This is a genomic window from Salinimonas lutimaris, assembly GCF_005222225.1.
Lineage (GTDB): Bacteria > Pseudomonadota > Gammaproteobacteria > Enterobacterales > Alteromonadaceae > Alteromonas > Alteromonas lutimaris.
Genome location: NZ_CP036536.1, coordinates 2,614,257 through 2,638,596, shown reverse-complemented (window position 1 = coordinate 2,638,596; position 24,340 = coordinate 2,614,257). Strand labels below are relative to the sequence as shown.

Below are 24,340 nucleotides of genomic sequence, written 5' to 3'. Positions count from 1 at the left end.
GCGTGGCAAGTTTATTGGGATACTGCAGAGCCGGGTATGAGCCGGATCTTGCCAACGAAATCACGGCGCGGGCCGCACAGCTTGAATGTTACGGATATCCAAAGTTTACCACCGGTGAAGGGTTCATCACCTATGAATGCTATAACCCGCAAGATGCTGACAAACTAGGTCGTTTGCTGACGGTGGAGTCGACTATATTTGCCCGCCAGTTGGTGGTGATAACCACCGAATTACAGGGGCTCGATAAACAGGATCGGCTGGCCCCGGTGCTTGAATCTATAATCGGGCATGATAATCCGGAGATGAAAAACGGGGTGCTGTATGTTGAGCATGCCGATACGGACGCAGGCAAGGACCTGGCTAAATTCTGCCGCAAATTCACCGTTGTGCTGCGTCAGGCACTGCGTAAAAATCAGTGTCTGACCTTTAAAGAGCAGCAGAACGGGCGGGGTATCCATGTTTTTTTCACTGATTTTGATACCTGCATGGTGGGGTATACCTACCCGCAAAGCCGTACGCTACATGCTAATGGCATTTATCGGCTGAAATTTCCGGCCAGTGCGCCGAGTCGTTCTACCTTGAAATTAGAAGAAGCAATCCTCACAATGCTCTCCCCTGCACAACAGGAGCTGGTTTTCAGGCCCGGAGCACGGGCGGTGGATCTCGGTGCCTGCCCCGGCGGATGGACCTATCAGCTGGTACAGCGGGAAATGTATGTTGAGGCCATTGATAATGGCCTGATTGATGATGCACTGATGGCCACCGGACTGGTAGAACACTTTGCGGCAGACGGATTTACCTATAAACCGCAATTTGGCCGTGTAGATTTGCTGGTGTGTGATATGATCGAGCAGCCTGACAGGGTCGCAAGGCTCATGGGGGACTGGTTAGTCAAAAAATGGGCAGATCATGCAATTTTTAACTTAAAGTTGCCAATGAAACGCCGGTACGAGACCGTTGTTGAGGCAATGGATGATCTGCAGGCAAGATTACATGAGCTGAAAGATCGCTTTGATGTGCATCTTCGGCATCTTTACCACGACCGTGACGAGATCACGGTTTCGGTAATAAGAGTTTCGCAAAACTCTTATTACAACTAAGTTGTTGATTAATCTTAATTAAATTAAGTGGTGGCGTGGATCCGCTGGACAAGTTTTATACTTTTTGCGGAAAGGGCTGTCAATCTGGTATTGAAATCCTTTATAATCCCGCCGTTTTTTTACTCTGAACCAATGAAAGTGAACTAATGGCAGACTTATCTCTTTACAGAAACATTGGTATTTTCGCCCACGTAGACGCGGGTAAAACTACCACAACAGAACGTATTTTGAAGCTTACCGGTAAAATCCATAAGACCGGTGAAGTGCACGATGGTGAGTCAACAACTGACTTCATGGAACAGGAAGCCGAGCGTGGTATTACTATCCAGTCAGCTGCGACTACCTGTTTCTGGAAAAACCACCGTCTGAACATCATCGATACTCCTGGACACGTTGACTTTACTGTAGAAGTTTACCGTTCACTGAAAGTTCTTGATGGCGGTATCGGTGTTTTCTGTGGTTCTGGCGGTGTTGAACCTCAGTCAGAAACTAACTGGCGTTATGCCAACGAATCAGGCGTTGCCCGTGTTATCTTCGTAAACAAGCTGGACCGTATGGGTGCAGACTTCTACCGTGTTCTTGGGCAAATCCAAAAGGTACTGGGTGCAAAGCCAGTCGTTATGACTCTGCCTATCGGTATTGAAGATCAGTTCAACGGTATCGTTGACGTACTTGAGCAAAAAGCATACATCTGGGATGAAACTGGCCTGCCAGAAAACTTCGAAGTATGTGACGTTCCTGAAGATATGAAGGAAAAAGTGGCTAAGTACCGTGAAGACCTGGTTGAAACTGCGGTTGAAATGGACGACGACCTGATGATGGCTTATATGGATGGCGAAGAGCCGTCTATTGAAGATATCAAGCGTTGTATTCGTAAAGGTACACGTGACCTGGCGTTCTTCCCAACATTCTGTGGCTCTGCATTTAAGAACAAAGGTGTACAGCTGGTTCTTGACGGTGTACTTGACTACCTGCCAAGCCCAACAGAAGTTGATCCGCAGCCACTGACTGACAAAGATACTGGTGAGCCTACTGGCGAGCACGCTATCGTGTCTAAAGAAGAGCCGTTCCGCGCGCTGGCGTTCAAAATTATGGACGACCGCTTTGGTGCACTGACGTTTATCCGTGTTTACTCTGGTGTTCTGAACAAGGGTGATACCATCCTGAACAGTGCTACAGGTAAAACTGAGCGTATCGGCCGTATGGTTGAAATGCACGCGAATGACCGTACAGAATTAACAACTGCGCATGCAGGTGACATTCTGGCTGTTGTTGGTATGAAGAACGTACAGACTGGTCACACTCTGTGTTCAACCAGCAATCCTTGTACACTTGAGCCAATGATCTTCCCTGAGCCGGTAATCTCTATCGCTGTTAAGCCTAAAGATAAAGGCGCAACTGAGAAGATGGGTATCGCCATTGGTAAACTGGTTTCTGAAGATCCGTCGTTCCAGGTTGAGACTGACGAAGATTCTGGTGAAACTATCCTGAAAGGGATGGGTGAACTTCACCTGGATATCAAAGTAGACATCCTGAAGCGTACTTACGGCGTTGAGCTGGAAGTTGGTCAGCCGCAGGTTGCTTACCGTGAAACTATCACTCAGGCAGTTGAAGATAGCTACACGCATAAGAAGCAGTCTGGTGGTTCTGGTCAGTTCGGTAAAATTGATTACCGCATCAAGCCAGGCGAAACTAACTCTGGCTTCCAGTTCACTTCTTCTGTTGTGGGCGGTAACGTACCTAAAGAATTCTTCCCAGCCATTGAAAAAGGCTTCAAGGGCATGATGGAAGAAGGTCCACTGGCAGGTTACCCTGTACTGGACGTTGAAGTAGAACTGTTTGACGGTGGGTTCCACGCAGTTGACTCATCTGCCATTGCATTTGAAATCGCTGCAAAAGGCGCATTCCGTCAATCAATGCCTAAAGCCGGCCCTCAGCTTCTTGAGCCAATCATGAAAGTTGACGTGTTCACACCAGAAGATCACGTTGGTGATGTTATCGGTGACCTGAACCGTCGTCGTGGTATGATCAAAGATCAGGAAGCAGGTGTAACAGGCGTACGTATCAAGGCAGACGTTCCTCTGTCTGAAATGTTCGGTTACATCGGTCACCTGCGTACAATGACATCTGGTCGTGGTCAGTTCTCTATGGAGTTCAGCCACTATGCGCCATGTCCTTCGAACGTAGCTGACAAGATCATCGAAGAAGTTAAAGCAGCGAAAAAATAAGTGTTGCTCTTTTAACTGACTAAAAAACCCGCCCTTGTGGCGGGTTTTTTGTTTCCCCATTCTGCCAATCCGCCAAGTCTTTTTCATCTCGTCAATTCAGGACAGTCACTTTTGATTCCAGGTCGAAGGGCCATTCTTCACCCTGGACAGACACTTTGATTCCAAGCCGCAGGGCAGCTCTTCACCTCTGGACAGTCACTTTTGTTTCCAGGTCGAAGGGCCATTTTTCATTCTTGGACAGTCACTTTTGATTCAAGGCCGCAGGGCAGCTCTTTACCTCTGGACAGTCACTTTTGATTTCAGGCCGAAGGGCCATTTTTCACCTGTGGACAGGCACTGTTGTTTACAACTTATGAGAGTTCATCAAATATTACTAAGACAAATAGGACTGTCCATTTTCTGATCTCTCTGACAGCAGCACGTCTGGCGTCTATCGCTTAATCTGTTTTTTTAACAGTTACCATACTTGATAAACCACTATGCTTCTTATCATGATATTTGCAGGAGGATTACTGATAGCACTGTGCGGTCTGTGTTTGCTGGAAAAGTGGCTTATTATTGTCTGGATAAGAGCAGAAAGCGGATCGGCGCTGATTCGGGTGTATTCAGATTTACCGTCCTTAATATGTTGTCGAAAGGCCTGGCATATTCCTGCCGGTATGGTCACGCAGATAAGTGTTGTTCGCAGAGGTCTCATACTGAACTCAGGGCCTTATGAACTGGCTCGCATTAGCGCGCCGGCATGGCTGTTGCCCGGCTTGGCTAAGGCCGCCAGGCAACATTTTTTACTGGCCAGAGTTAACCGGGTATGGGACTGGTAGTGGCCTGATGACGGCCTCTGGGGTGCTTTCGCAGCGCTTTTACCAGTGCCCTGTGCTGACTGCGCAATACCGATATAGAGTAGTGCTTCTGGTGAGGCTGATATTGCAGGGCTTCAAATGTCTGGGTAAATCGTTCCAGCGCAATTCTGGCGGAGGAGTTTATACGCGGGCCGACAAGTGTCAGATAGCCGGATGGACCCAAATGGTTGCGCGGTAAACCGGTCAGTTTTTCAAGACGTTTCTGGATGTCGTAATATAAGCGCTCTGCTTCGTTGCTTCCTTTTTTTACCGGCCGGGGCACAAAATAAAAAGCCAGCAAGCCAGCAATAAAAAGCAGCGTCGACAGCATAAAGATAGTCATGCGAGTGCCGGTCGCCTTGCCCATTATGTTACTGACCATATCTTCCTGCGTACTGGCATCGAAGCCCAGCACCCATCGGTTCCACTGATAGTTAACACTATCAAGCACGTGGAATATGCTGTTCAGCAGTGTCGAATTCGCCGGGTTAGCGCGGGAAAATAGTGGTGCATCATGCTGCTGCTCAGACATCGCCTGCATGAACCCGTATTGCAAACGTGACATGGCCACCATGGCAGTAGGGTCAAAGCGCGTCCAGCTTTGGTTATCCAGCGATGCTTCTACCCAGGCATGGGCATCATACTGATAAATACTCAGTGCATTGTCGGTGAGATTTTGTCCGCCCTGATAACCCGACACAATGCGGGCCGGGATGCCGGCACTGCGTAATACAAATGTCATGGCACTGGCATAATGGGAACAAAACCCCTGGCGGGCGTCAAACAAAAAGGTATCTACCGGTGCATCGGGCATGACCGGGGGCTCCAGTGTATAACTGAATCCCTGACTGGCAAAGTAGGTCATGACTGCCTGAGCCAGCGCCCGATTACTTTGATGCTGTTGACGAAGCTGCTGCGCCCAGGCCGCGGCTCTGGGGTTGGTTTGCTGTGGTAGTTGTAGATTGCTGTTCAGTTCCAGCCCATTTGCCGGCACTCGCAGAGATGCCTGGTAGAAACTGCTGATATCAAAAGCCTGCTTGCTGAGCATAGGCTGACGGGTACGCAGGGTATAGTCATTGGCGCTGAACACTTTTTCGGTAGAGGCAAAGGTGCCCGGCAACGCGATATCAATAACCGGTAACCACTGATTACCGGTAGCCTCAGTGAGCATTTGATAACTAAATGCCGGACCGGTAACCGCTGGCCGGTAAGATTGCCGGGTGTAAGTCATGACCTGCTGACGTTGTTTGCGATATTCGCTGACCTGCCAGCTTTTCCCATCAAATTCCTCCAGCACCATGGCTCGCCAGTAACGCTGTTCGGGATCGGGTACGTCGCCGTCAAACGTAGCGGTAAAAACATGATCAGTGGAGCGGGTTAGCTTAGCGATATCTCCGGGAGTCATTTTTTCACTCAGGCCGGTTCCGGTACTTTTGTCCTGCGGCATTCCCCAAAAAGGAGGTAAATGCGGCAGTATAAGAAACAGTAAAACAGCCACTGGCAGTGCCTGCAGGCTCATCTTTAACAGTCTTTTAAGGTGGCGCTTAAAACCAAGCTGGGGGGCAAAGAAGAGTTGAATGGCCAGCAATATTACAAACAGCACCAGGCTATACAGTACCGTAGAAAATAGCGACTGTGAGAATATAAAGGCGCACCCGACTAAAAACAGACAGCATGCGGCCAGTTGTAAAAAGTCCCGGCGCCGGTTTAGCAACAGCAGCTTAAGTGCACACCCCACTACTAACAGGTTAATCATGGTGATGAGGATCCCCTGACCAATGGCAAACCAGGCCAGTGCGACTGATGCCAGAACCGCCAGCAAATTGATGGTCCGGGTACCCGGGGCGTGTTTGTATAACCCTTTGTACAACATAAAACGCACGGTTACCGCGCATACCAGCAGTATCATTACCCATGCCATGAGCTGCTCAGTCAGGGTCAGGCTGATGCCGCCTACGGCTACCGACATAATAAGGCTGGCGCGATGCCCTGCCACTGGCAGCCGACTATGCTTGTTCATGTTCGTTTCGCTTTGATTGGGTTTCTGGCAGTGCTGCGAGCAGGGCAAGGCATTGATGCCGGTGCGCATCACCGGCGCTGGCAGGAACAATCTGCTGGCCGGCTTTCAGACCAAAGCACAGATTTTGCTGGCTAAGTGAGACAATCTGATAAGCCACGCTACTGATATCTTCCTCCAGTGTGGCACTGTTGGTATCAAGCATAAGATAGCCGGCTGAACCGGCCTGCTCACTAAACACTTTGACTACAGGCGGGCCTCCTTTCGCAACCGATTTCCATGCAATGCGTTGCACCGGATCGCCGGGGTGATAGGATTTAAGCGACTGAAAGTCATCATGGCCTGGGGCATGAAATGTGGCGGTGGTGTCTTCTGCGTCAAGCGGACGCAGGGCAATCCCAGCGCTGGATAATTTAGGATAGACCGTCAGCGGCTGAGTAAAGTCAAGATGTGTCCAGCAGCGAAACAGTCCCAGCGGATACTCGCTAGCAAATGTCACCCGGGGCAGGCTGAATATGCCTCGCCGATAAGTAAAACGGGGCAGGCTGATATTTCCCGGGGATTCATCAAGGTCAACAGTAATGCCGTTGTCGTGCCCCCACCACTGGACGTGCAACTCGCCGCTGGGTTTTTGATGGTGCGGAGCGGTCAGTTGAAACTGAAACGTGGCATTGTCACCGGCATACACAGGATTAACGCCTTTTGCCTGTAACTGGATGCGGGCAAAATTATGATAGCTGACAAATAGATTAATTAAGCCCAGTGCAATGAAAAAGTAAGTCAGCAATAACAGCATATTATTCTGGTAGTTCGTACCCAAAATAAACATACAAAGACACAATACAAAAAAACAACTGCCAAAAAAGGTCGGCAAAATAAAAATAGACTGCACATCCAGCTGATGTCGGCGTTTACCGGGGATTCGGTTGGCCAGCCAGCGTAGCAACAAGCGGTTGCGTAATCGGGCTATCATTGTCAGGCCGCCAGAGGATCGACACTTTCTAATAATCGCTGGCTTAACACGGCCTCGGCGGCAGACTCCTGATTGGCTGAGCGCAAACGATGTTCGGCTACCGCAACAAAAACAGCCTGCACATCTTCAGGCACAACATAATCGCGCTCATGCATGTACGCCCAGGCTTTAGCCGCCTGTAATATTGCTTTGCTGGCCCGGGGAGATAAAGCATTCGGGAAGCCCGGCGTGGTCCTGCTGGTCGTCACCAGCCGCAAAATATAATCCAGTACCGGGTCAGCGGCATTCACGTTGACGACATCCTGCTGCCAGGCCAACAGGGTCTCGATATTCAGCAGGCTGTTCAGGGGTTGCTGATGTCGCTCGCTGCGTTGTCGCAACATGGCTTTTTCGGCTTCCCAGTCAGGATAACCCAATGAAATACACATTAAAAAACGATCCAGCTGCGACTCAGGCAGCGGGTAGGTGCCGGACTGATAACCCGGGTTTTGTGTCCCCACCACAAAAAATGGCTCGGGAAGCGGATAGGTGGTCCCGTCTATACTGACCTGGTGCTCTTCCATGGCTTCGAGCAGGGCGCTCTGGGTTTTAGGGCTGGCCCGATTAATTTCATCGGCCAGTACCAGCTGATTAAAGACCGGACCATGGCGAAACTCAAAGTCCCGGCTATGGCTGTTGTAAATATTGGCGCCTAGCATGTCGGCGGGCAGCAGATCAGAGGTAAACTGAATTCGCGAGAAGTCCAGCCCGAATAAATTCGCCAGGCCATGTGACAGGGTGGTTTTACCCATACCGGGCAAATCTTCGATTAATAAATGTCCTCTGGCCAGCATGCAGGCCACGGCCAGTTTCAGCTGTTGAGGTTTTCCAATAATATGCTGACCCAGAGCATTAATCAGCCCGGTAAATTCTTTACTTATCATCCGTGGCTACCACCGATTTCTAATGACGTTATTACTATAAACCAAGACGAATTCATGAAACCGTCGCTTCACTAATACGTGAGTATAGTCAGAAAAGCACAACCGGTTATTTATTCAGCTAAAACGGGTGGATTTAGGCATGATAAAGTGCTGCGCCAGATTTTTGGGTTGTCTATAATGGGGCAACTATTTAAGGAAGTGGTTTATGAAAAGTATTGAAATTGATGACGATTTGTACGCGTTTATCGCCGGGCAGACAAAACACATAGGCGAAAGTGCATCAGATATCTTACGTCGATTGCTCATGCCGCACTCTCAGAACGATACTCCACCTTCTGCGGCCCGGCAATCCAGCGCTGCACCGGCACCAGCTCCTGCACAAAGCCGGCCGGCTACGGTGACCAAACCGACAACATCTGGCAAATCATCAGCACGTCGTGTCACACGCTCGTCCATTATAGAGCGGCTGGACGCCGACACCCTGACAAGTTACACCAAGCGCGTTGATCTGTTTTTGTTTATCTTGTCACAGCTGCATGAACTTCACCCGGAAGATTTTGCGCGGGTTGAAGAAATAAAAGGCAAAAACCGTGTGTATTTTGCAACGTCCAAAGAGGCGCTGCTCAACACCGGCAGTAGTACAAATCCAAAACAGATTCCGCAAAGTCAGTATTGGGTTGTTACCAACAATAATACCGCCAAAAAGCTGGCTATGTTGGAGCAGGTCTTGCAGTTACTGGGCTATGACAACACGACTGTAGAAACAGTCATGAATCGTTTTGCCTGATGGCTTTATCAGGCGCATTCCAATTTACTTAACAAGGAAACTGCATGGCACTTCATCCAGAGGCGGGTAACGCCGCCGCCCCGGAACAGCTGATTAATGTAGCTGAACTGGTTAGTCAGTATTACGCCTACAAACCCGAAGCCACCACACCAGGCGAGGCAGTCTCATTTGGAACGTCGGGTCACCGCGGTACATCAGCCAATGTAACCTTTACTGATATGCATATTGCCGCTATCTGTCAGGCGCTGGCTGAGTATCGTCAGCATCAGAACATTACCGGGCCGGTGTTTGTGGGGAAAGATACCCACGCGCTGTCTGAGCCGGCCATGCTGACCGCGATTGAGGTACTCAGCGCTAATGATATTGACGTGGTGATTCAGCGAAAAGACAATGCCAGCCGCGGCTACACGCCCACGCCGGTGATCTCGCGTACAATTATTCGCTACAACAAAGACCGTACAGAAGACTTTGCTGATGGCATCGTGATTACCCCGTCACATAATCCGCCGACAGACGGCGGGTTTAAATACAATCCTCCTCATGGCGGTCCTGCCGACGGGGATGTGACCAAAGTGATTGAACAGCGCGCTAATGCCTTGATTGCTGAAAATAACCGTGATGTAAAACGCCTGCCACTGCGTGATGCAATGGCCAGTGGTCTGGTTAAAGAAGATGACTTTATGGAAGCCTACATTGACGACCTGGCCCGGGTTATCGATATGGATGCCATCAAAGAGGCTAATCTGACACTGGGAACGGACCCACTGGGCGGCGCAGGTGTGGGCTACTGGGATCGGATTGCTGAAAAATATGGACTGTCCATCACCGTGGTAAACGATAAGGTTGACCCGCAGTTTGGTTTTATGCGCCGTGACAAAGACGGTAAGCTGCGTATGGACTGCTCATCTGCCTATGCGATGGCCGGGCTGATTGAGCTTAAAGATAAATTTGATCTGGCTTTTGGTAATGACCCGGATTTTGACCGTCACGGTATCGTGTGCAAAAGCTCTGGTCTGATGAACCCGAATCATTATCTGGCCGTGGCCATCAATTACCTGTACCAGCATCGTACTGACTGGCCGGCATCACTGAAAATCGGTAAAACGCTGGTATCCAGCTCCATGATTGACAGAGTCGCTGACTCACTGGGTCGGGAACTGGCTGAAATGCCGGTTGGCTTTAAATGGTTTGTACAGGGTATGAGCGAGTCGACGATCGGTTTTGCCGGTGAGGAAAGTGCCGGTGGCATCTTCCTGGAGCGCAATGGCGATACCTGGGCCACCGACAAAGACGGCTTTATTTTATGCTTACTGGCAGCTGAAATTCTGGCGGTAACCGGTAAAGACCCGGGCGAGCACTATCAGGAGCTGACCGAAAAATTTGGCGCTCCGGTATATGAGCGGGTAGATGTTGCGGCGTCTCTGGAAGAGAAAAAAGCATTATCTGCCATGGATGCATCGGTAGTGACCAGCGATTCTCTGGCAGGCGATGCTATCACTGCGGTTCAGACTAAAGCGCCGGGTAATGATGCAGCGATTGGTGGGGTAAAAGTCTCCACAGATAATGGCTGGTTTGCAGCACGGCCGTCAGGCACGGAACAGATTTATAAGATTTATGCAGAAAGCTTTAAAGGTGAATCTCACTTACAAAGTCTTATCAGTGAAGCTGAAAAATTAGTCGGCTCGATCATTGGGAAAAGCTAAATGTATCCATTTGGATAATAATAGGTAAAAATAATGTTAATAAATGAGAGGTTTTTGAAAATTCCTCTCATTTTTTTTGTTTGTTAACAAAAAAATTACAACAAATCGTTTTTTACACTGCTATATTGCGGTCATGTCGTTGTTCAATTTTGTAATTTTATTACTTTTTTGAACCTTGCTGTTGGTTGTTTTGTATTCAAGACCAAAGCTTTTTCTTTATTTGAGAGATTGATATGAACGCAAAAGCATCAAAATCCAAGTCTATGCCTAAAGTCCAGCTGGACAAGGGCGATTTCAAATCATCGGTTATTCGTCATCTGCACAGCACACTGGGAACTGACGAAAACAAAGCCAATAATCATGCATGGTGGAAAGCCACCTGTGCAGCAATGCAGGAAAATGTGCTCGAGGGGCTTCGCCGCACGCAAAAAACTCACTATATGAATGACACGCGTGCCGTGCATTATTTTTCAGCTGAGTTTTTAATGGGTCGCCTGCTTTCTAACAACCTGCAAAACTTTGGTTTGTATGAAGTAGCCGAAGCCGGGCTCAAAGAGCTGGGTGTGGATCTGGCTGACATTCTGGAAGAAGAACCGGATATGGCACTGGGCAATGGTGGTCTTGGCCGTCTTGCTGCGTGCTTTATTGACTCTCTGGCGACCATGGAACTGCCAGCGATTGGCTATGGTATTCATTACGAGCATGGTCTATTCCGTCAGGAAATCAAAAGCGGTGCGCAGATTGAGCGTCCAGATAGCTGGCGTGACTACGGCAACCCGTGGGAAATCTGCCGTCCGGAATCTATTCAGGAAGTGTCGCTGTACGGTTACGTAGAAACCAAATACGGCGAAAATGGCCGCATCCAGAAAGAATGGCACCCGGGCTCGATGGTAAAAGGGGTTCCGTGGGATATTCCGGTAGTGGGTTACGGCGGTAAAACGGTGAATGTGTTGCGTTTGTGGCAGTCAGAAGCCTCTGATTACTTCAACTGGGACGTATTCAACTCTGGGGGTTATGTCGATGCCCAGCGCGAAAACGTGCAGGCAGAAACAATTTCTAAAGTGCTTTATCCTAATGATGAAACCGAAGCGGGTAAAGAATTGCGCCTGATTCAGCAATACTTCTTCTGCTCGTGTTCATTAAAAGACATCATTCGCCGTTATAAGCGTGCCCATGGTGATGACTGGAGCCGCTTTGCCTCTCAGGTCGCGATTCAGTTGAATGATACGCACCCGGCCATTGCCATCCCTGAACTGATGCGGATTCTGGTGGATCGCGCCGAACTGGACTGGGATACTGCCTGGGGTATCAGCACCAAAGTATTTGCCTACACTAACCATACTCTGTTGCCAGAAGCACTGGAGAAATGGCCTGCACGCATGCTGGAAAAAATCCTGCCGCGTCACCTGGAAATCATTTATGAAATTAACCACCGCTTTATGAGTGAAGTGGATAAAAAGTGGCCTGGCGACAACAGCATGAAGTCTAAGCTATCTATCATTGAAGAAGGCAATGAAAAGATGGTGCGGATGGGACACCTGTCGGTTATCGGTTCATTCCGGGTTAACGGCGTGGCTGAACTGCATTCTCGTTTGGTGAAAGAGAACCTGTTCCCTGAATTTGATCAGCTGTGGCCAGACAAACTGACTAACGTGACTAACGGTATTACACCGCGTCGCTGGCTGAAAGCCTGTAACCCGCCATTGTCGGCACTGATCGACAAAAAAGTGGGCTCAGACTGGCCGCTGGAACTGAAAAAACTGGAAGGCCTGGCTAAACATGCCACCAATAAAACTTTCCAGAAGCAGTTCATGAAAGTCAAAGAAGACAACAAAAAGCTGCTGGCCGAAGAGATCAAGGCATCAACCGGTATTGAGGTTGATACTAATGCTATCTTTGATGTGCAAATCAAGCGCTTGCACGAATATAAACGCCAGCATCTAAACCTGCTGCACATTATGGCACTGTACCGTCGTATTCTGGAAAACCCGGAATATGACATGCATCCGCGGGTGTTTATCTTTGGCGCGAAAGCCGCTCCGGGATACAAACTGGCCAAGGATATTATTTTTGCCATTAATAAAGTTGCCGATAAGATCAATAACGATCCTCGTGTTGGTAATAAGCTTAAAGTGGTATTTTTGCCTAACTACCGGGTGTCGCTGGCGGAAAAAATGATTCCAGCGTCAGATGTGTCTGAGCAAATCAGTACAGCAGGTAAAGAAGCATCGGGAACCGGCAATATGAAACTGGCCCTGAACGGCGCTATCACCATTGGTACGCTGGACGGAGCGAATGTGGAAATTGCCGAGGAAGTGGGCGATGAGAATATCTTTATTTTTGGTCTGACAGTAGAAGAAGTCAACGAGGTGAAAGCGAATGGCTATAACCCGAAAGACTATTACTACAAAGATGCAGAGATAAAAGCCATTCTTGACTGGCTGGAAACAGACTACTTTACGCCAGGCAAGCCAGGCGCACTGGTTTCCATCAAGCAAAGTTTACTGGATCTGGGTGACCCGTATCTGGTACTGGCTGATTTCCGTGCGTACTCAGATGCACAGATTGAAGTGGACAAAGCTTATCGCGATAAAGAGCGCTGGGCACAAATGGCCATCATCAATACTGCCAAGATGGGTAAGTTTACCTCTGACCGGTCCATTCAGGATTATGTTGATCGGGTCTGGAATCTGAATGCCTGCCCGGTAAGTCGTCCGAACGACTAACCGGATAGCAGCAAAAAAACCGCTGAGCTTTGCAAAAAGCCAGCGGTTTTTTTATTTACACGCTTCTTCATTCGCGGGTAAAAGTGAACTGAAACTGACACTGGTTACGTTATTAATAATGAAAATTGCATACAGAATCTAAACAAGCTGACCAATGACCAGGAGGCAATACCATGAAAGCAAGACAACTACTTATTATCACAGCAGGGATTGCTTCTGTTCTTTTTATCCATCAGGCCACGGCTGGTTTGCAAAGCACCGAAACAGACAAGCCGATGCCGCAGGATACGCAGGCAACAGAGCTGACGGCTGAAGAGCAGGCTGAACTGGATGCAAAACGGGCTGAGGTGGAAGCGGCATTTGATTCGTCAGAAGGGCGCACCGAAGAGCGTCAGCTTGCTGAGCAGGAGATGCAAAAGGCGATGGATGAGCATCAGCAGAAAATCGTCCGGGAAAAACATGACAAAGGCCAGGTGGTGTCTGAGCAGGAACTTGAGCAAACCGAGCGCGAAGCGCTGGGCTCAGAGTATGAATAAAACGGTTTTGTGACATACCCGGCCGCTCAATAGTGCCGGCAGCTTGTCTGAACGGACAGGGCAGGTAAACTGGGAGCCTGTTTTGTATATTGTGATAAAACAATGACCGATGAAGTAACAATTGAAGATGAGCTGCTTGGTGAGGGAAAAGCTGCGGAAAAAGGCGCGCTGATTACCGCGCACTATCGTGGTTTTCTTGCCGACGGTACGGAATTTGATTCCTCTTACGCAAAAGGGCGTCCGTTTCAGACGGTGTTATCTAAAAACAAAGTCATTCAGGGCTGGTTTATTGGCTTGCAGGGGATGAAAGTGGGCGGTAAGCGTAAATTGTGGGTGCCGGCATCACTGGCCTACGGTGAGCGCCAAATCGGTGCCATGATCCCACCTGGCAGTGACTTATATTTTGAAATAGATTTACTGGAAGTACTGACTCGGGACGACTGACCCGGGACGATTAGGCCGGGCAAATTTTATGGTTTGCAGTGCGGGGCGCAGTCGGCCCCGCCATGCCTGACAACATTGTGAAAAGTGCGTCGCTGTAACGGTTTGTCATTTAGCCAAACAACAGATTCATCAGTTCGTGCGCTCCGAACATCACGATTTCAAAGGCAATAAGCACAATAATTATCCATTCGAGAAAGGAGGAATGCTTGTGCTTCAGTTCATCTGCCAGCATCTCAAATAACTCGTGAATCACATTAAGTTTGTTGGTCAACAGTTCAACCCGCGTGCGGATGTCCATGTAGCGGGCCGTTGCCTGATAAGCCATTTCATATTCCGGGTATTCCCAGAAAAATTCAGGAATATCCAGCAAACCATAATGCAGAAAGATGTCACTTTTGGTGCTAAACAGATGGCCTCTTATTTTGGCTATTTCACTGGGACTAAGCTTGATTTTACCGGTTGCCGCCAGCGCTTTAGGCAAATGGGCGTAGGTCAGAATTGTATCCTGAGCACGCTGTTCATAATCATTAAGCTTAATCGACTGGGCCAGCGCATGACTGATAGACAAGCGCTGCAATGGCGTATCCATACCAAGTGTAATCAGGTCCCGCTGCAATTTAAGTTCGCTGCCTTCTACGGTAAAGCGAAAATGCTCCTGATGCTGGCAGGCCAGAATATCACCGGCAAATTTGAGCCGGTGGAGCAGGGACAGGCGCTCATCTTCATCAATACCCCAAAACACAATGACGCCGTAATCAAATACCCAAGCTTCGCCGCCAGGCAAACCCAGCAGGATGGCATCCCGGTATCGGGTACCAATATCAATGGAGAATTCTGTTTCAATCATGTCGGGCTCAGGAAGCAAAAACACCGACACCCGGTCGTTGGAGAAATGCATAATGGTAATCGCAAAAAAATAGTGGCGGATTATGCGTTGAAAAGCGTTGAAAGGGCTAACGGGAAAATTTGCTCCTGAAGAGCAAGAAATGTGATGGTGGGCGGGGCATGTCCCCACCCGAATGTGGTGTTAAAATATCCTAGCTAACGCAGAATAATCAAAGGGACCGGCGATTTTTCAATCATTTTGAGTGTATTGCTGCCGACAAAAAACTGGCGTAGACGGGAATGGCCAAACGCGCCCATCACCATCAGCTCAATATGATGGGCTTGCTGGTACTCGCTTAAGGCATTGTGAATATCGCCTTCCAGCCAGGCGCTCGTCACATTCAGGCCTTTTTCAGTCAGTGCACTGGCGGCCTGCTGGAACTTATTTTCCAGTTCTGGTTCATTATTTTTCACCGACACCAGGTGGCAGTCGATGCCATGCAACAAGCCGCCTTCGAGTACTTTTTGCAGTGCCCGGTCGGCTGACTCCCGCCCGTCGTAGGCAATCATAAAGGACGTGGGAGGCTGAAAATGCGCAGGCACAATCAGCACCGGATGGCAGGCTTTGCGTAGCAACGTTTCAATATGCGAGCCAATGGCCTGAAAGTTATCGCGCTGCTGGCTGCAGCGGCCCAGCACAATAAGCCGGGTGTCAGACTCAAGATTCATTACCGCTTCAATTAAATCGCCGTGTCGCTGCAATGTTTCTACCGCTTCCACTCCGTCGTTGCGGGCTTCTGCGGCCACTCGCTGCAACAGCTCGTCGCCCAGCTGAAGCGCCAGGCGGGCTTTTTGTTCATCCAGCTCTGTCAGCTGTTCAAGCAACACTGCCTGTGCCCCAAGCCCGATAGCACCGGTCAGATCATCCGCGCCATGCTGGTAATGTTTTTCCAGGGTATGTAGCAGGGTCAGTGGCCGGTTTAGCTTCAGCGCGGCCCAGACACCGGCTCTGGCAACCGATGAAGTGATTGCAGAGCCATCAATACAGGTAATTATTTTTGTCATAAGCCGTTCCTTAATGTCCGCCCATCAGTTTGTCTACTTCAGCCGGATCATTGTGTACTCCAAATTTGTCCACCACGGTTTCGGTGGCGGCATTCATACCGACCACATCGACCTCGGTACCTTCCCGGCGAAACTTTATCACTACTTTATCCAGTGACGATACTGCGGTGACATCCCAGAAATGCGCATAAGTAAGGTCTATAACTACTTTACGACTTGCTTCGCTAAAGTCAAAAGCCTCCGTAAACTGCTCCGAGGAGGCAAAGAAGACCTGACCATATACCCGGTAGGTGCGCTGCTGGGTGGCAGGATCATAATCCGATTTTACGGCCATAAAGCGGCCAATTTTATTGGCAAAGAATAAAGTGGCCAGCAGCACGCCAACCAGAACACCCAGTGCCAGGTTGTGGGTATAGACCACCACGCAAACTGTGGCAATCATAACAATATTGGATGACAGCGGATATTTGGGCAGATCCCGAATCGAAGTCCAGGAAAAGGTACCAATGGACACCATAATCATCACGGCCACCAGTGCGGCCATCGGGATCTGACGCAGCCAGTCATCTAAAAATACCACCATGACCAGTAAAAACGCCCCGGCGATAAAGGTGGATAACCGGCCGCGACCGCCGGACTTTACATTGATAATCGACTGGCCAATCATCGCGCAACCCGCCATACCTCCGAACAAACCAGCCCCGATATTAGCTATCCCCTGGCCCTTACATTCCTGATTCCGGTCGGAGCGGGTGTCGGTCAGATCATCAACGATGGTCGCCGTCATCATGGACTCAAGCAAGCCTACTACAGCAAGGCCGATGGAGTAGGGAAGGATAATCTGCAGGGTGTCGAGATTGAGCGGTACCTCAGGCCATAAAAAAACAGGCAGGGTATCTGGCAGCTCGCCCATATCACCCACGGTGCGTATATCCAGCCCCAGAATAATATAAACAATAGTCATCGATACAATGCAGACCAAGGGCGAGGGAAGTATCTTGCCGATCACCGGTACATAGGGAAACAGATAAATAATCCCCAGGCCGGTAGCGGTCATCGCGTAGACATGCCAGGTCACGTTGGTAAGCTCGGGCAGCTGAGCCATGAAGATAAGAATGGCCAGGGCATTAACAAACCCAGTGACCACCGAGCGGGATACAAAGCGCATTAGCTCGCCGAGTTTTAAAAAGCCGGCAATAATCTGGAACACGCCGGTCAGCAGGGTGGCGGCCAGCAAATACTGAAGGCCGTGGTCTTTAACCAACGTTACCATCAGCAGGGCCATAGCGCCGGTTGCCGCGGATATCATGCCAGGCCGGCCACCTACAAATGCGATGATAACGGCAATACAGAAAGAGGCATATAAGCCCACTTTTGGGTCAACACCGGCGATAATAGAAAAAGCAATGGCTTCGGGGATCAGGGCTAATGCCACAACAATACCCGCAAGCGCATCACCACGAATGTTAGAGAACCAGTCTCTTTTCATGTGATTAAGCATGCAAACACTACCTGATTGTGACCTCATACAGAGGTAAAAAATGTAAAACAGCAGAGATTCTCGCGGGAGCCGCGATATTGAGTTGCCCGGTTAGCAGGGCTAAAAGAAAGAGGGGGGAGCGCCTAGGGTGGCGTAAGTGTCAAGTCAGACTCCGTAATCAGTTTCTATAAAGTGATCATAACGCAGTTCTGGCGCTAAAAACAATCAACTTGCCCGGTTTTTATATATCTGCCATTTCCACCCATTACTTTGAAAGCCAAACTGACGGGCGGGTAAGTCAGGTGCTTATCCGATCCCGTCGTGTCAGTTTAAGGCATAAAATGTAGTTGAGAATACGATTTAGCCGGTCAGGGCTGTATCAGGCCTACATTTTTAAAAGTCACTTTGCCTGATGCCGGGTCAGCATCATTGTCATTGATAAATGTCATTTGCTCATATGTACCCGGGGCAAGCAGGCGGCCGACCGGAATCGCCACGCGCTGCCAACCGTCGTCGGCTTCCTGTCGGCTGAAAACCTGCCCGTAGGTTTGGATGCCGCCCAGGCTGATAACTTCCTGTGCCATTACGCTGTTATCATTATCAAACCCGATGCCTACGACTTCACTCAGCGCATCAATTTTTACTTCTGTAACCAGTATGGTGTCCGCATTTATGATGAATTCCCCCGAAATATGCTTCCAGCTGTTTCCGGTAAGCGTGAGCATGCGCCCGCTAGCGTCAATGTGTGACTGTCCATATTCCGGGTCGTCCTGTACCGGGTCATAGCTGTTTAGCGAGTAATCATTGAAATTCAGTGCGTTGTATAAAAGTACATTGCTAAATATCAGGCGGGGGGCTGGCGCACCGGCCAGCGGCTTGTCGTTATCCAGCGCAAATACCATTTGTGAATAATTGCCGGGATCAAAAAACTCAGCCAGATTTATGCTAAGTGTGGTCTGATGCTGACCGGCTTGATAGCCCTTATATGTCATGCCATAGGCCTGGGAACCATAAAACTGCATGATGTCCTGACGGGCAATGCGGTTGTTGGAATCAAACCCTAGCCCGGCAATCTCAGCATGGTGTTTACCGTACATCATCAGGCTCAATATGCTGTTCTCAGTCAGCGTAAAATTACCGTTAATCGCTTGCCAGGTGTTACCCTGCAACATCAGCTGATGATGTGCCGGTATGCTTACTTGATTATCTGCATTTTGCGTGCTGTAACCCTCTGGCATCTGCCGGGTAAAGTCTATAGCGCCGGGGATGGCTTCGGGTTGCCAGTAAGGCGCACCGACCTCATTACTGAAAATGCCGATGATGGGAGTGTTATTGACGGTGCGGGTAAAATTAGCCAGCTGATGTGCCTGGGGTATCGGCAAATGCTTGGGGGCCATCTGTTGCTGGATTTGGGTGGCAAAATCGCTATTAAGTTTATCCGGCTCACTGAACGGAACATCAATCACCGCCGTATAGCGGGGAGTGGCCGTTTTGAGGTTGTACAGGTAATTATTGATGAAATCAGACTGGGGGGCCTGTTCAAGATCATAAATTGCATAGCCTACTGACGAGTTCGCCCGATGAGTAAGAATAAAATTATTGATGGCGTTTACCCAGAATGCATCGTCTCCATCCACATTGGAGGCAGTAATACCGTTTCTGTACACATCCATATAATTGTAAAACAGATTTACCTGCCCCTGAGGTTTGGCATACAGGCCTCCCATTTTAACCGATGCCCACATTTTGCCCCGTTCATCGCCCATATCGTGAATCGTATTATTGAAAATAAAGCTGGGGCCGCGCATATTTGGCGCGGCACTGATACCGGCATAACCATGGGAAAAGTCATTGTTGTATACCAGCACATTTTGCTGGCCACCATCTAGTTCAATCAGATCATCGTTGGCATAGGCAAATTTGTTGTTATAAATGGCAGAGTCACGAATAAATCCGCCGTAGGTTTCGCCGTTAAACCGGCTTTCAATGACATCATTAAAACGAATATCCGGCGAGCCGGTAAAGGTATTGTTGCGTAATATAATTTGCCCTTCAAAGGCTGGGTCAGGATGGTTTGCATAGGCAATAAATGCATTGGTTCCTCTGGGATGACCATTACCCCAGTGGTTAGCCGACATCGCGGGGCTGTGCACATAACAGTTTTCAATAGTGATAACGCCTGACTGTTGCAAAAAGAAAGCAGAATCGTAATTAATGGCTTCCCGGTTTTCATCGTGAGCTACTCCGCGGTTGTAGTAGGCTGGTGGCCGCCCCCAGTTGGCAATATCACAACCATTTACCCAGATATGATGGGCTGAGTCGGCATGAAAACCCTGAATGCCGGCCCGGGCAATCGTAATATCCTCAAAATAAATGTAACTCTGCGAACCCAGCCAGATGGCAGAATTAGCCAGTTTATCTGCCACAATCGGGGTTGCCGGGTCTCCTTTTATCATGGCCCATGCGCCGGGTTCACCGGCAATGCCCAGTGCTTCTATATCCAGTGTGCCACCATGATAAATATCTGCCAGATGATAAATTTTATCAGGGTCAACCGGCGGTGCGTCCGGTCGGGTACTCACCTGCTGGCGGTAGGTCACAACAGCGCCGTCAGGCTGGGTAACCTGAACCTCAACGTCATAGGTTGACGCAGGCTGCAAATATACAATTACCCCCGCCAGCGCGCTGGTGGTGGGATCAAAATATAACGGATTGCCCTGCTGCCAGTGACTGTCACCTGCTGGTTTAAATCGCACGGTGCTGGTGGCAGCAGCCACTTGCTGTGGCAGCACAATACTGACCGACTCAATCAGGGGAGTCACCGTGAAAGGGCGGGGCGTGGTGCCGGCATTAGAATAACTGGAAAGCCCAAAATATAAGGAAAAAAGGAGGGCAGGAAAACAACTAAATACTGATTTCATAATACTTCCTGTGCTTTAAAAATGTCGGTAATTCAATGGCATATTTAATGGTAAGCAACAGGGGGGAATGAGCAATACAGCGCGGTGATTTGTAAGGTAGAAGGACAAATGAAAATAATCAGCCTGCTCAGCGGCTTAAGCGTTTAACCGTATTGGGTCTTCAAAGAAGGTTTAAAATCAAATAAGTAAAACAGTCAGCTTTTTAGGCGAAGAAAGAAGTAATAGCCTGTCTAGTCATACAAAAAACAGCAGGCCGGGATATCAGCCGGCCTGCCAGAATCGTGTAATCAGGCTCGTCTGTTGAGTTTTTCCAGCAACTGCGAGCAGGTACCTTTCATTTGCATATATTGCTGGCACTGCTCCAGCTCAGCAATGGCTTCCTGTTGCCTGCCCAGATTTGTCAGTGCAATGGATTTTTGCACGATAAAGCGACTTCGGTTACCAAATACAGCCTCAGCCTGTGCAATACTTTCTAATACCTGAGCATAGTTCTGTTCAGCCATGTCCAGCTCGATACGCGTATCAAACAAAGTTGGTGAGGCGTGTTCCCAATGCGTAATCAGCGTCAGATTCTGCGCTGCCTTGACGGGGTTATTCTGAGCCATTCTCAGGTTGTAAAGCACTTCCCTGATATAGGGATGGCCCGACACTTCGGGAGTTAGTGCACTAAACGCGAGAGTTTCAGCTGAGGCCAAATCGTTTTCTGCCAGTGCATTGGCTGCCGCAAAAGCTTGCCGATAACTATATATTAAAGAGGCAATACTCTCTTGCCGGCTAAAAACTTGCCAGCTTTGCTTATCAACCCGACGCCGGATATGGTCGCCGTATTCCCGGCGAACGTACTCTCTTACACTCAGGTCACGATTCTCCGGCGACATGTGAGTTCGCTGAAAATAGTCGGTCACTGTACCAATGGCAGCGTTCATTCCTTCATCAAGCGCGCTGTCAATCTGAGCATTAACCTGTGATAAATCAGCGCTTTGAAAGGCACTGGTAATCGACTCTTTTTTATATTTCCAGTATTTCGATAATAAGCTTTTTTGTTTTCCCTGAAAGTCAGCAAGGCGTTGCAATACATGGGCACTAGCCCGGGGAGAGTAACCAGCGGCTAACGCCATATCCAGCGCCAGCAGGTCAGCTTCATCTTCCTGATTACGCTTCCAGGCGGTGTTCCAGACGTTGGTTGATACGGTTTGAATAATGCCGCCATAGATAGCTGCTTTTGAGATATTTTTCTGGCCATGATTGGTAGGGTGGTAAGCAAACAGGTCCTCTCCGTCCTTATCCAATTTTGAATCTTTGATAACATTCGCCATGATAAATGCCGAAGAGAGCGTATTGATATTGTCATTATTGTCTGTGACTACTGACTCTCTTTCATGATGTCTCAGTACAATATGACTGACTTCATGCGCCAGCATCAGGGCGAGCTCATCTTCACTTTCAATATTTGCCAGTGCGCCCAGCGGCATGCTAATCATGCCGTAGGCATCAGCGTAAGGCGCAAAATTTTGTGAATGGATAACCTGTACCTGAATATTGACTGGCGTACCATTCCACTGCGCGATGACTTTATCGAGTATGGCGGTCAGGTAACGGTTAAGCTCAGGTGAATGTACAACATGAGACTGACGAATCTGATTAGCAGGAATATCCAGCCCGTCATAACTGATCAGGCGCCCCTCCCCGGATAGAGCATCATTACGCTGCTTGAACTCAGCGACTTCCTGTTGATCAATATAGCGTCCGTCAAAGCCGTTGTGCTTTTTAGAGCCAGTCATATTAGACAGGGCACTTCCAATGCCGTCCATAGTGCTACCACAGCCAGTCAGCCCGGCAAAAATGAATACTGATAGGAAAATATGCGGTAATTTCATCATTACTCTCCTGAACAGCCGCCACCCAGACCCATGGTCCCGGCTTCCTGATGGTCCGAGGCAAGGCTGGTTTGCAGTGTGATACATTTTAATGCTACTTGTTTGCCCTCGCTTAAGCGCAGATAGTACATATCAAGCCAGACCGGCTGGCCCTGCGAATCCTCGATTTGCACAAGTTCAAGCTCCTCGTTTATCTGAATAACGGCCACATCAGGCTCAGGTAATGCGGTTTTATCCACTGTACGCAGCACTTTGCCTTCAGCGTCCAGAATTTCTACCTGATCAGCTTCATAGCTTAAAATACGCATAGTCAGGTTATTTTCGGCGTTCGCGGAAAACATCCACATACAAAGTAAGCCGATGATAATTTTCTTCAACATGGGTAACTCCTTTATCCAGTAGTGTAGCGATGTAATGATAGGCACGACGGACGTGCAAATGGTGAAACAAGTGCTGCAGTAAAATCAGCAGCACCAAAATAAGCAAAGCCACCCAGTTGATGGGCTGAATATGTAGTACCTGATAAAAAATGATCGCGGTACCCAGAATCCCAGTGATAAGCAATACGGTGATGAGCGTAGTGCGTAACCATGGTGCTTTTTCGCCCGGAGTTTGCTGAGAGGGGCGATTTCTCAGTCCGTTCTGCCAAAGGCTGACTATAAAAATAAACAGAGCGTCAATGATGTCAGTGATGTCGATGTGTTTGTACACAGTGGGAGCGGGCCGGTATACCCGGTTTTGCATGGTAATAAGGTTGTCCAGTGCCATGGCGTGCAGGTAAACCCCGGGCACTTTACCGTGAACCGGCGTAGTCACGGTATCACGGGCGCCCTGAATAAATGCGCCGAGCATCACAATTTTGTTTTTAAGCAGAGAGTGGATTGTCTGACGGTCATCAACATTGCTGACAAATAAACTACTAACGGGGAGCGTTAGCGTATATGCACAATTCTGTCGCAGACTGTCATTCACTTTCCAAAACACCTCGGCCATTAATACTCTGGTGTAGTATTGCAACGAATCCGGTAGTACTGAGCAGTTTGTTGTATTGTGCACCATGTGCTGGTCAGGGTGTATCTGGCCACCCCACTGTAAATATAATGGGGTGGGGGCATCTGCTGATGTCAGTGTACAGTCATGGTTTTGCTGACAAAAAACATCAAACAAAGCACTTGCAGGGGTAGGCAGATTATTGGCAGTTAACGGATAAAAATCGCCGTATCCGGCCCATTGTACAGTGACTGGACGGGCCTTATTAAATAAGGCGTCATCGTCAAATGCAGTGGTCGTTGGCTGGGGAATAAATATCGGAGTTTTTGCGGCGTATCTTTGCACAACATTGGTAAGCCGACTGAGCTTTTCACCGACCTGAGTGCGGTCATGGGTATATAGAAAATCAACAAAGAGAGCGGCAGGTTCATGGCGAAGAATCTGACGAAAAATCTTAGACTGCTCGGTATAGGATAACGGCCAGTACTGGTTTTGTTCGGTCAGATAACTATCATCAATTAACACCACCACAATTTCATTGTGACCGGAATGTCCGGTAGAAGCCGGTTGCTGTCCATAAGACGCAGCACCAAAACGGTTTAGGGCATCAGCAGAAGCCTCATCAGAAGCGCTGGACAGGGCAAACGGGTCAAGAATATAAAAGGCGAGAATCAGCGCTGCACGAAATATCAGGTGCAGTCCGTTTAGTGTATTGATAAAAACTGTGGTTCTGCTGATGGTGCACCGTCCCCGGACCATAGCAAATACACCTAAACGACAGGTTGCTAGTTCATGCTGTTAGAGTTTTATAAGTTAAATATTATTTAACCCAGCGCAGGGGGCAGATGTCAATATAAAAAGTACAAAAAATGTACTGTAGGAGGGGTGGGATGAGCAGCATGCCGT

The 24,340-nt window shown here is 48.9% G+C and carries 18 protein-coding genes; 8 read left to right on the top strand and 10 right to left on the bottom strand.

Features of this window, described 5'->3' with window-relative positions:
- The first annotated feature begins 2 nt into the window (after window positions 1–2).
- From rlmM to EZV72_RS11475, 3 genes are all read left to right on the top strand, one after another.
- Window positions 3–1,100, top strand: coding sequence for a 23S rRNA (cytidine(2498)-2'-O)-methyltransferase RlmM (gene rlmM / locus EZV72_RS11485; RefSeq protein WP_137167385.1), 1,098 nt, complete (start codon window positions 3–5; stop codon window positions 1,098–1,100).
- Window positions 1,101–1,246: 146 nt separating this feature from the next.
- Entirely contained in the window at window positions 1,247–3,328 is a 2,082-nt protein-coding gene (fusA, locus tag EZV72_RS11480; RefSeq protein ID WP_137167384.1) for an elongation factor G, read from the top strand.
- A 491-nt stretch (window positions 3,329–3,819) separates the two neighbouring features.
- Window positions 3,820–4,149, top strand: coding sequence for a hypothetical protein (locus EZV72_RS11475; RefSeq protein ID WP_137167383.1), 330 nt, complete (start codon window positions 3,820–3,822; stop codon window positions 4,147–4,149).
- Here the strand turns inward: EZV72_RS11475 and EZV72_RS11470 are convergent.
- Genes EZV72_RS11470 through EZV72_RS11460 form a run of 3 tightly spaced genes read right to left on the bottom strand, consistent with a single transcriptional unit; the run spans window position 4,127 to window position 8,080 of the window.
- Window positions 4,127–6,187, bottom strand: a complete 2,061-nt coding sequence (locus tag EZV72_RS11470) for a transglutaminase family protein (RefSeq protein ID WP_175405105.1) — start codon at window positions 6,185–6,187, stop codon at window positions 4,127–4,129. The two genes, EZV72_RS11475 and EZV72_RS11470, sit on opposite strands and share 23 nt — an antisense overlap.
- Window positions 6,174–7,157: a DUF58 domain-containing protein gene (locus tag EZV72_RS11465; RefSeq protein WP_137167381.1), complete on the bottom strand. Its 984-nt coding sequence runs from the start codon at window positions 7,155–7,157 to the stop codon at window positions 6,174–6,176. The genes EZV72_RS11470 and EZV72_RS11465 overlap by 14 nt, the downstream gene beginning before the upstream one ends.
- Window positions 7,158–7,159: 2 nt before the next feature.
- Window positions 7,160–8,080, bottom strand: a complete 921-nt coding sequence (locus EZV72_RS11460) for an AAA family ATPase (RefSeq protein WP_137167380.1) — start codon at window positions 8,078–8,080, stop codon at window positions 7,160–7,162.
- Window positions 8,081–8,285: 205 nt separating this feature from the next.
- On the opposite strand from EZV72_RS11460, the gene seqA reads away from it, so the two are divergent.
- From seqA to EZV72_RS11435, 5 genes are all read left to right on the top strand, one after another.
- A complete protein-coding gene (gene seqA / locus EZV72_RS11455) occupies window positions 8,286–8,867 on the top strand; it encodes a replication initiation negative regulator SeqA (RefSeq protein WP_137167379.1) in 582 nt (193 codons plus the stop codon).
- 44 nt (window positions 8,868–8,911) lie between these two features.
- Entirely contained in the window at window positions 8,912–10,570 is a 1,659-nt protein-coding gene (gene pgm, locus EZV72_RS11450; RefSeq protein WP_137167378.1) for a phosphoglucomutase (alpha-D-glucose-1,6-bisphosphate-dependent), read from the top strand.
- A 233-nt stretch (window positions 10,571–10,803) separates the two neighbouring features.
- Complete coding sequence (locus EZV72_RS11445) at window positions 10,804–13,296, top strand: glycogen/starch/alpha-glucan phosphorylase (RefSeq protein ID WP_137167377.1); 2,493 nt, start codon at window positions 10,804–10,806, stop codon at window positions 13,294–13,296.
- Window positions 13,297–13,469: 173 nt separating this feature from the next.
- Window positions 13,470–13,832 (top strand): hypothetical protein, encoded by a 363-nt coding sequence (locus tag EZV72_RS11440; RefSeq protein WP_137167376.1) that lies wholly within the window; start codon window positions 13,470–13,472, stop codon window positions 13,830–13,832.
- Between the two features lie 102 nt (window positions 13,833–13,934).
- Entirely contained in the window at window positions 13,935–14,276 is a 342-nt protein-coding gene (locus EZV72_RS11435) for an FKBP-type peptidyl-prolyl cis-trans isomerase (RefSeq protein WP_137167375.1), read from the top strand.
- Window positions 14,277–14,385: 109 nt separating this feature from the next.
- Here EZV72_RS11435 and EZV72_RS11430 read toward each other — a convergent pair whose 3' ends face one another.
- From EZV72_RS11430 to EZV72_RS11400, 7 genes are all read right to left on the bottom strand, one after another.
- Window positions 14,386–15,174, bottom strand: a complete 789-nt coding sequence (locus EZV72_RS11430; RefSeq protein WP_137167374.1) for an RMD1 family protein — start codon at window positions 15,172–15,174, stop codon at window positions 14,386–14,388.
- A gap of 143 nt (window positions 15,175–15,317) precedes the next feature.
- Window positions 15,318–16,166, bottom strand: coding sequence for a universal stress protein (locus EZV72_RS11425; protein WP_137167373.1), 849 nt, complete (start codon window positions 16,164–16,166; stop codon window positions 15,318–15,320).
- A gap of 10 nt (window positions 16,167–16,176) precedes the next feature.
- A complete protein-coding gene (locus EZV72_RS11420) occupies window positions 16,177–17,667 on the bottom strand; it encodes a SulP family inorganic anion transporter (RefSeq protein WP_137167372.1) in 1,491 nt (496 codons plus the stop codon).
- 347 nt (window positions 17,668–18,014) lie between these two features.
- Window positions 18,015–20,567, bottom strand: a complete 2,553-nt coding sequence (locus tag EZV72_RS11415) for a right-handed parallel beta-helix repeat-containing protein (protein WP_137167371.1) — start codon at window positions 20,565–20,567, stop codon at window positions 18,015–18,017.
- 287 nt (window positions 20,568–20,854) lie between these two features.
- Complete coding sequence (locus EZV72_RS11410; protein WP_175405104.1) at window positions 20,855–22,447, bottom strand: M48 family metalloprotease; 1,593 nt, start codon at window positions 22,445–22,447, stop codon at window positions 20,855–20,857.
- Window positions 22,447–22,824, bottom strand: coding sequence for a hypothetical protein (locus EZV72_RS11405; RefSeq protein ID WP_137167369.1), 378 nt, complete (start codon window positions 22,822–22,824; stop codon window positions 22,447–22,449). The genes EZV72_RS11410 and EZV72_RS11405 overlap by 1 nt, the downstream gene beginning before the upstream one ends.
- Window positions 22,760–24,193, bottom strand: coding sequence for a CHASE2 domain-containing protein (locus EZV72_RS11400; RefSeq protein WP_137167368.1), 1,434 nt, complete (start codon window positions 24,191–24,193; stop codon window positions 22,760–22,762). The genes EZV72_RS11405 and EZV72_RS11400 overlap by 65 nt, the downstream gene beginning before the upstream one ends.
- Between the last annotated feature and the right edge of the window lie 147 nt (window positions 24,194–24,340).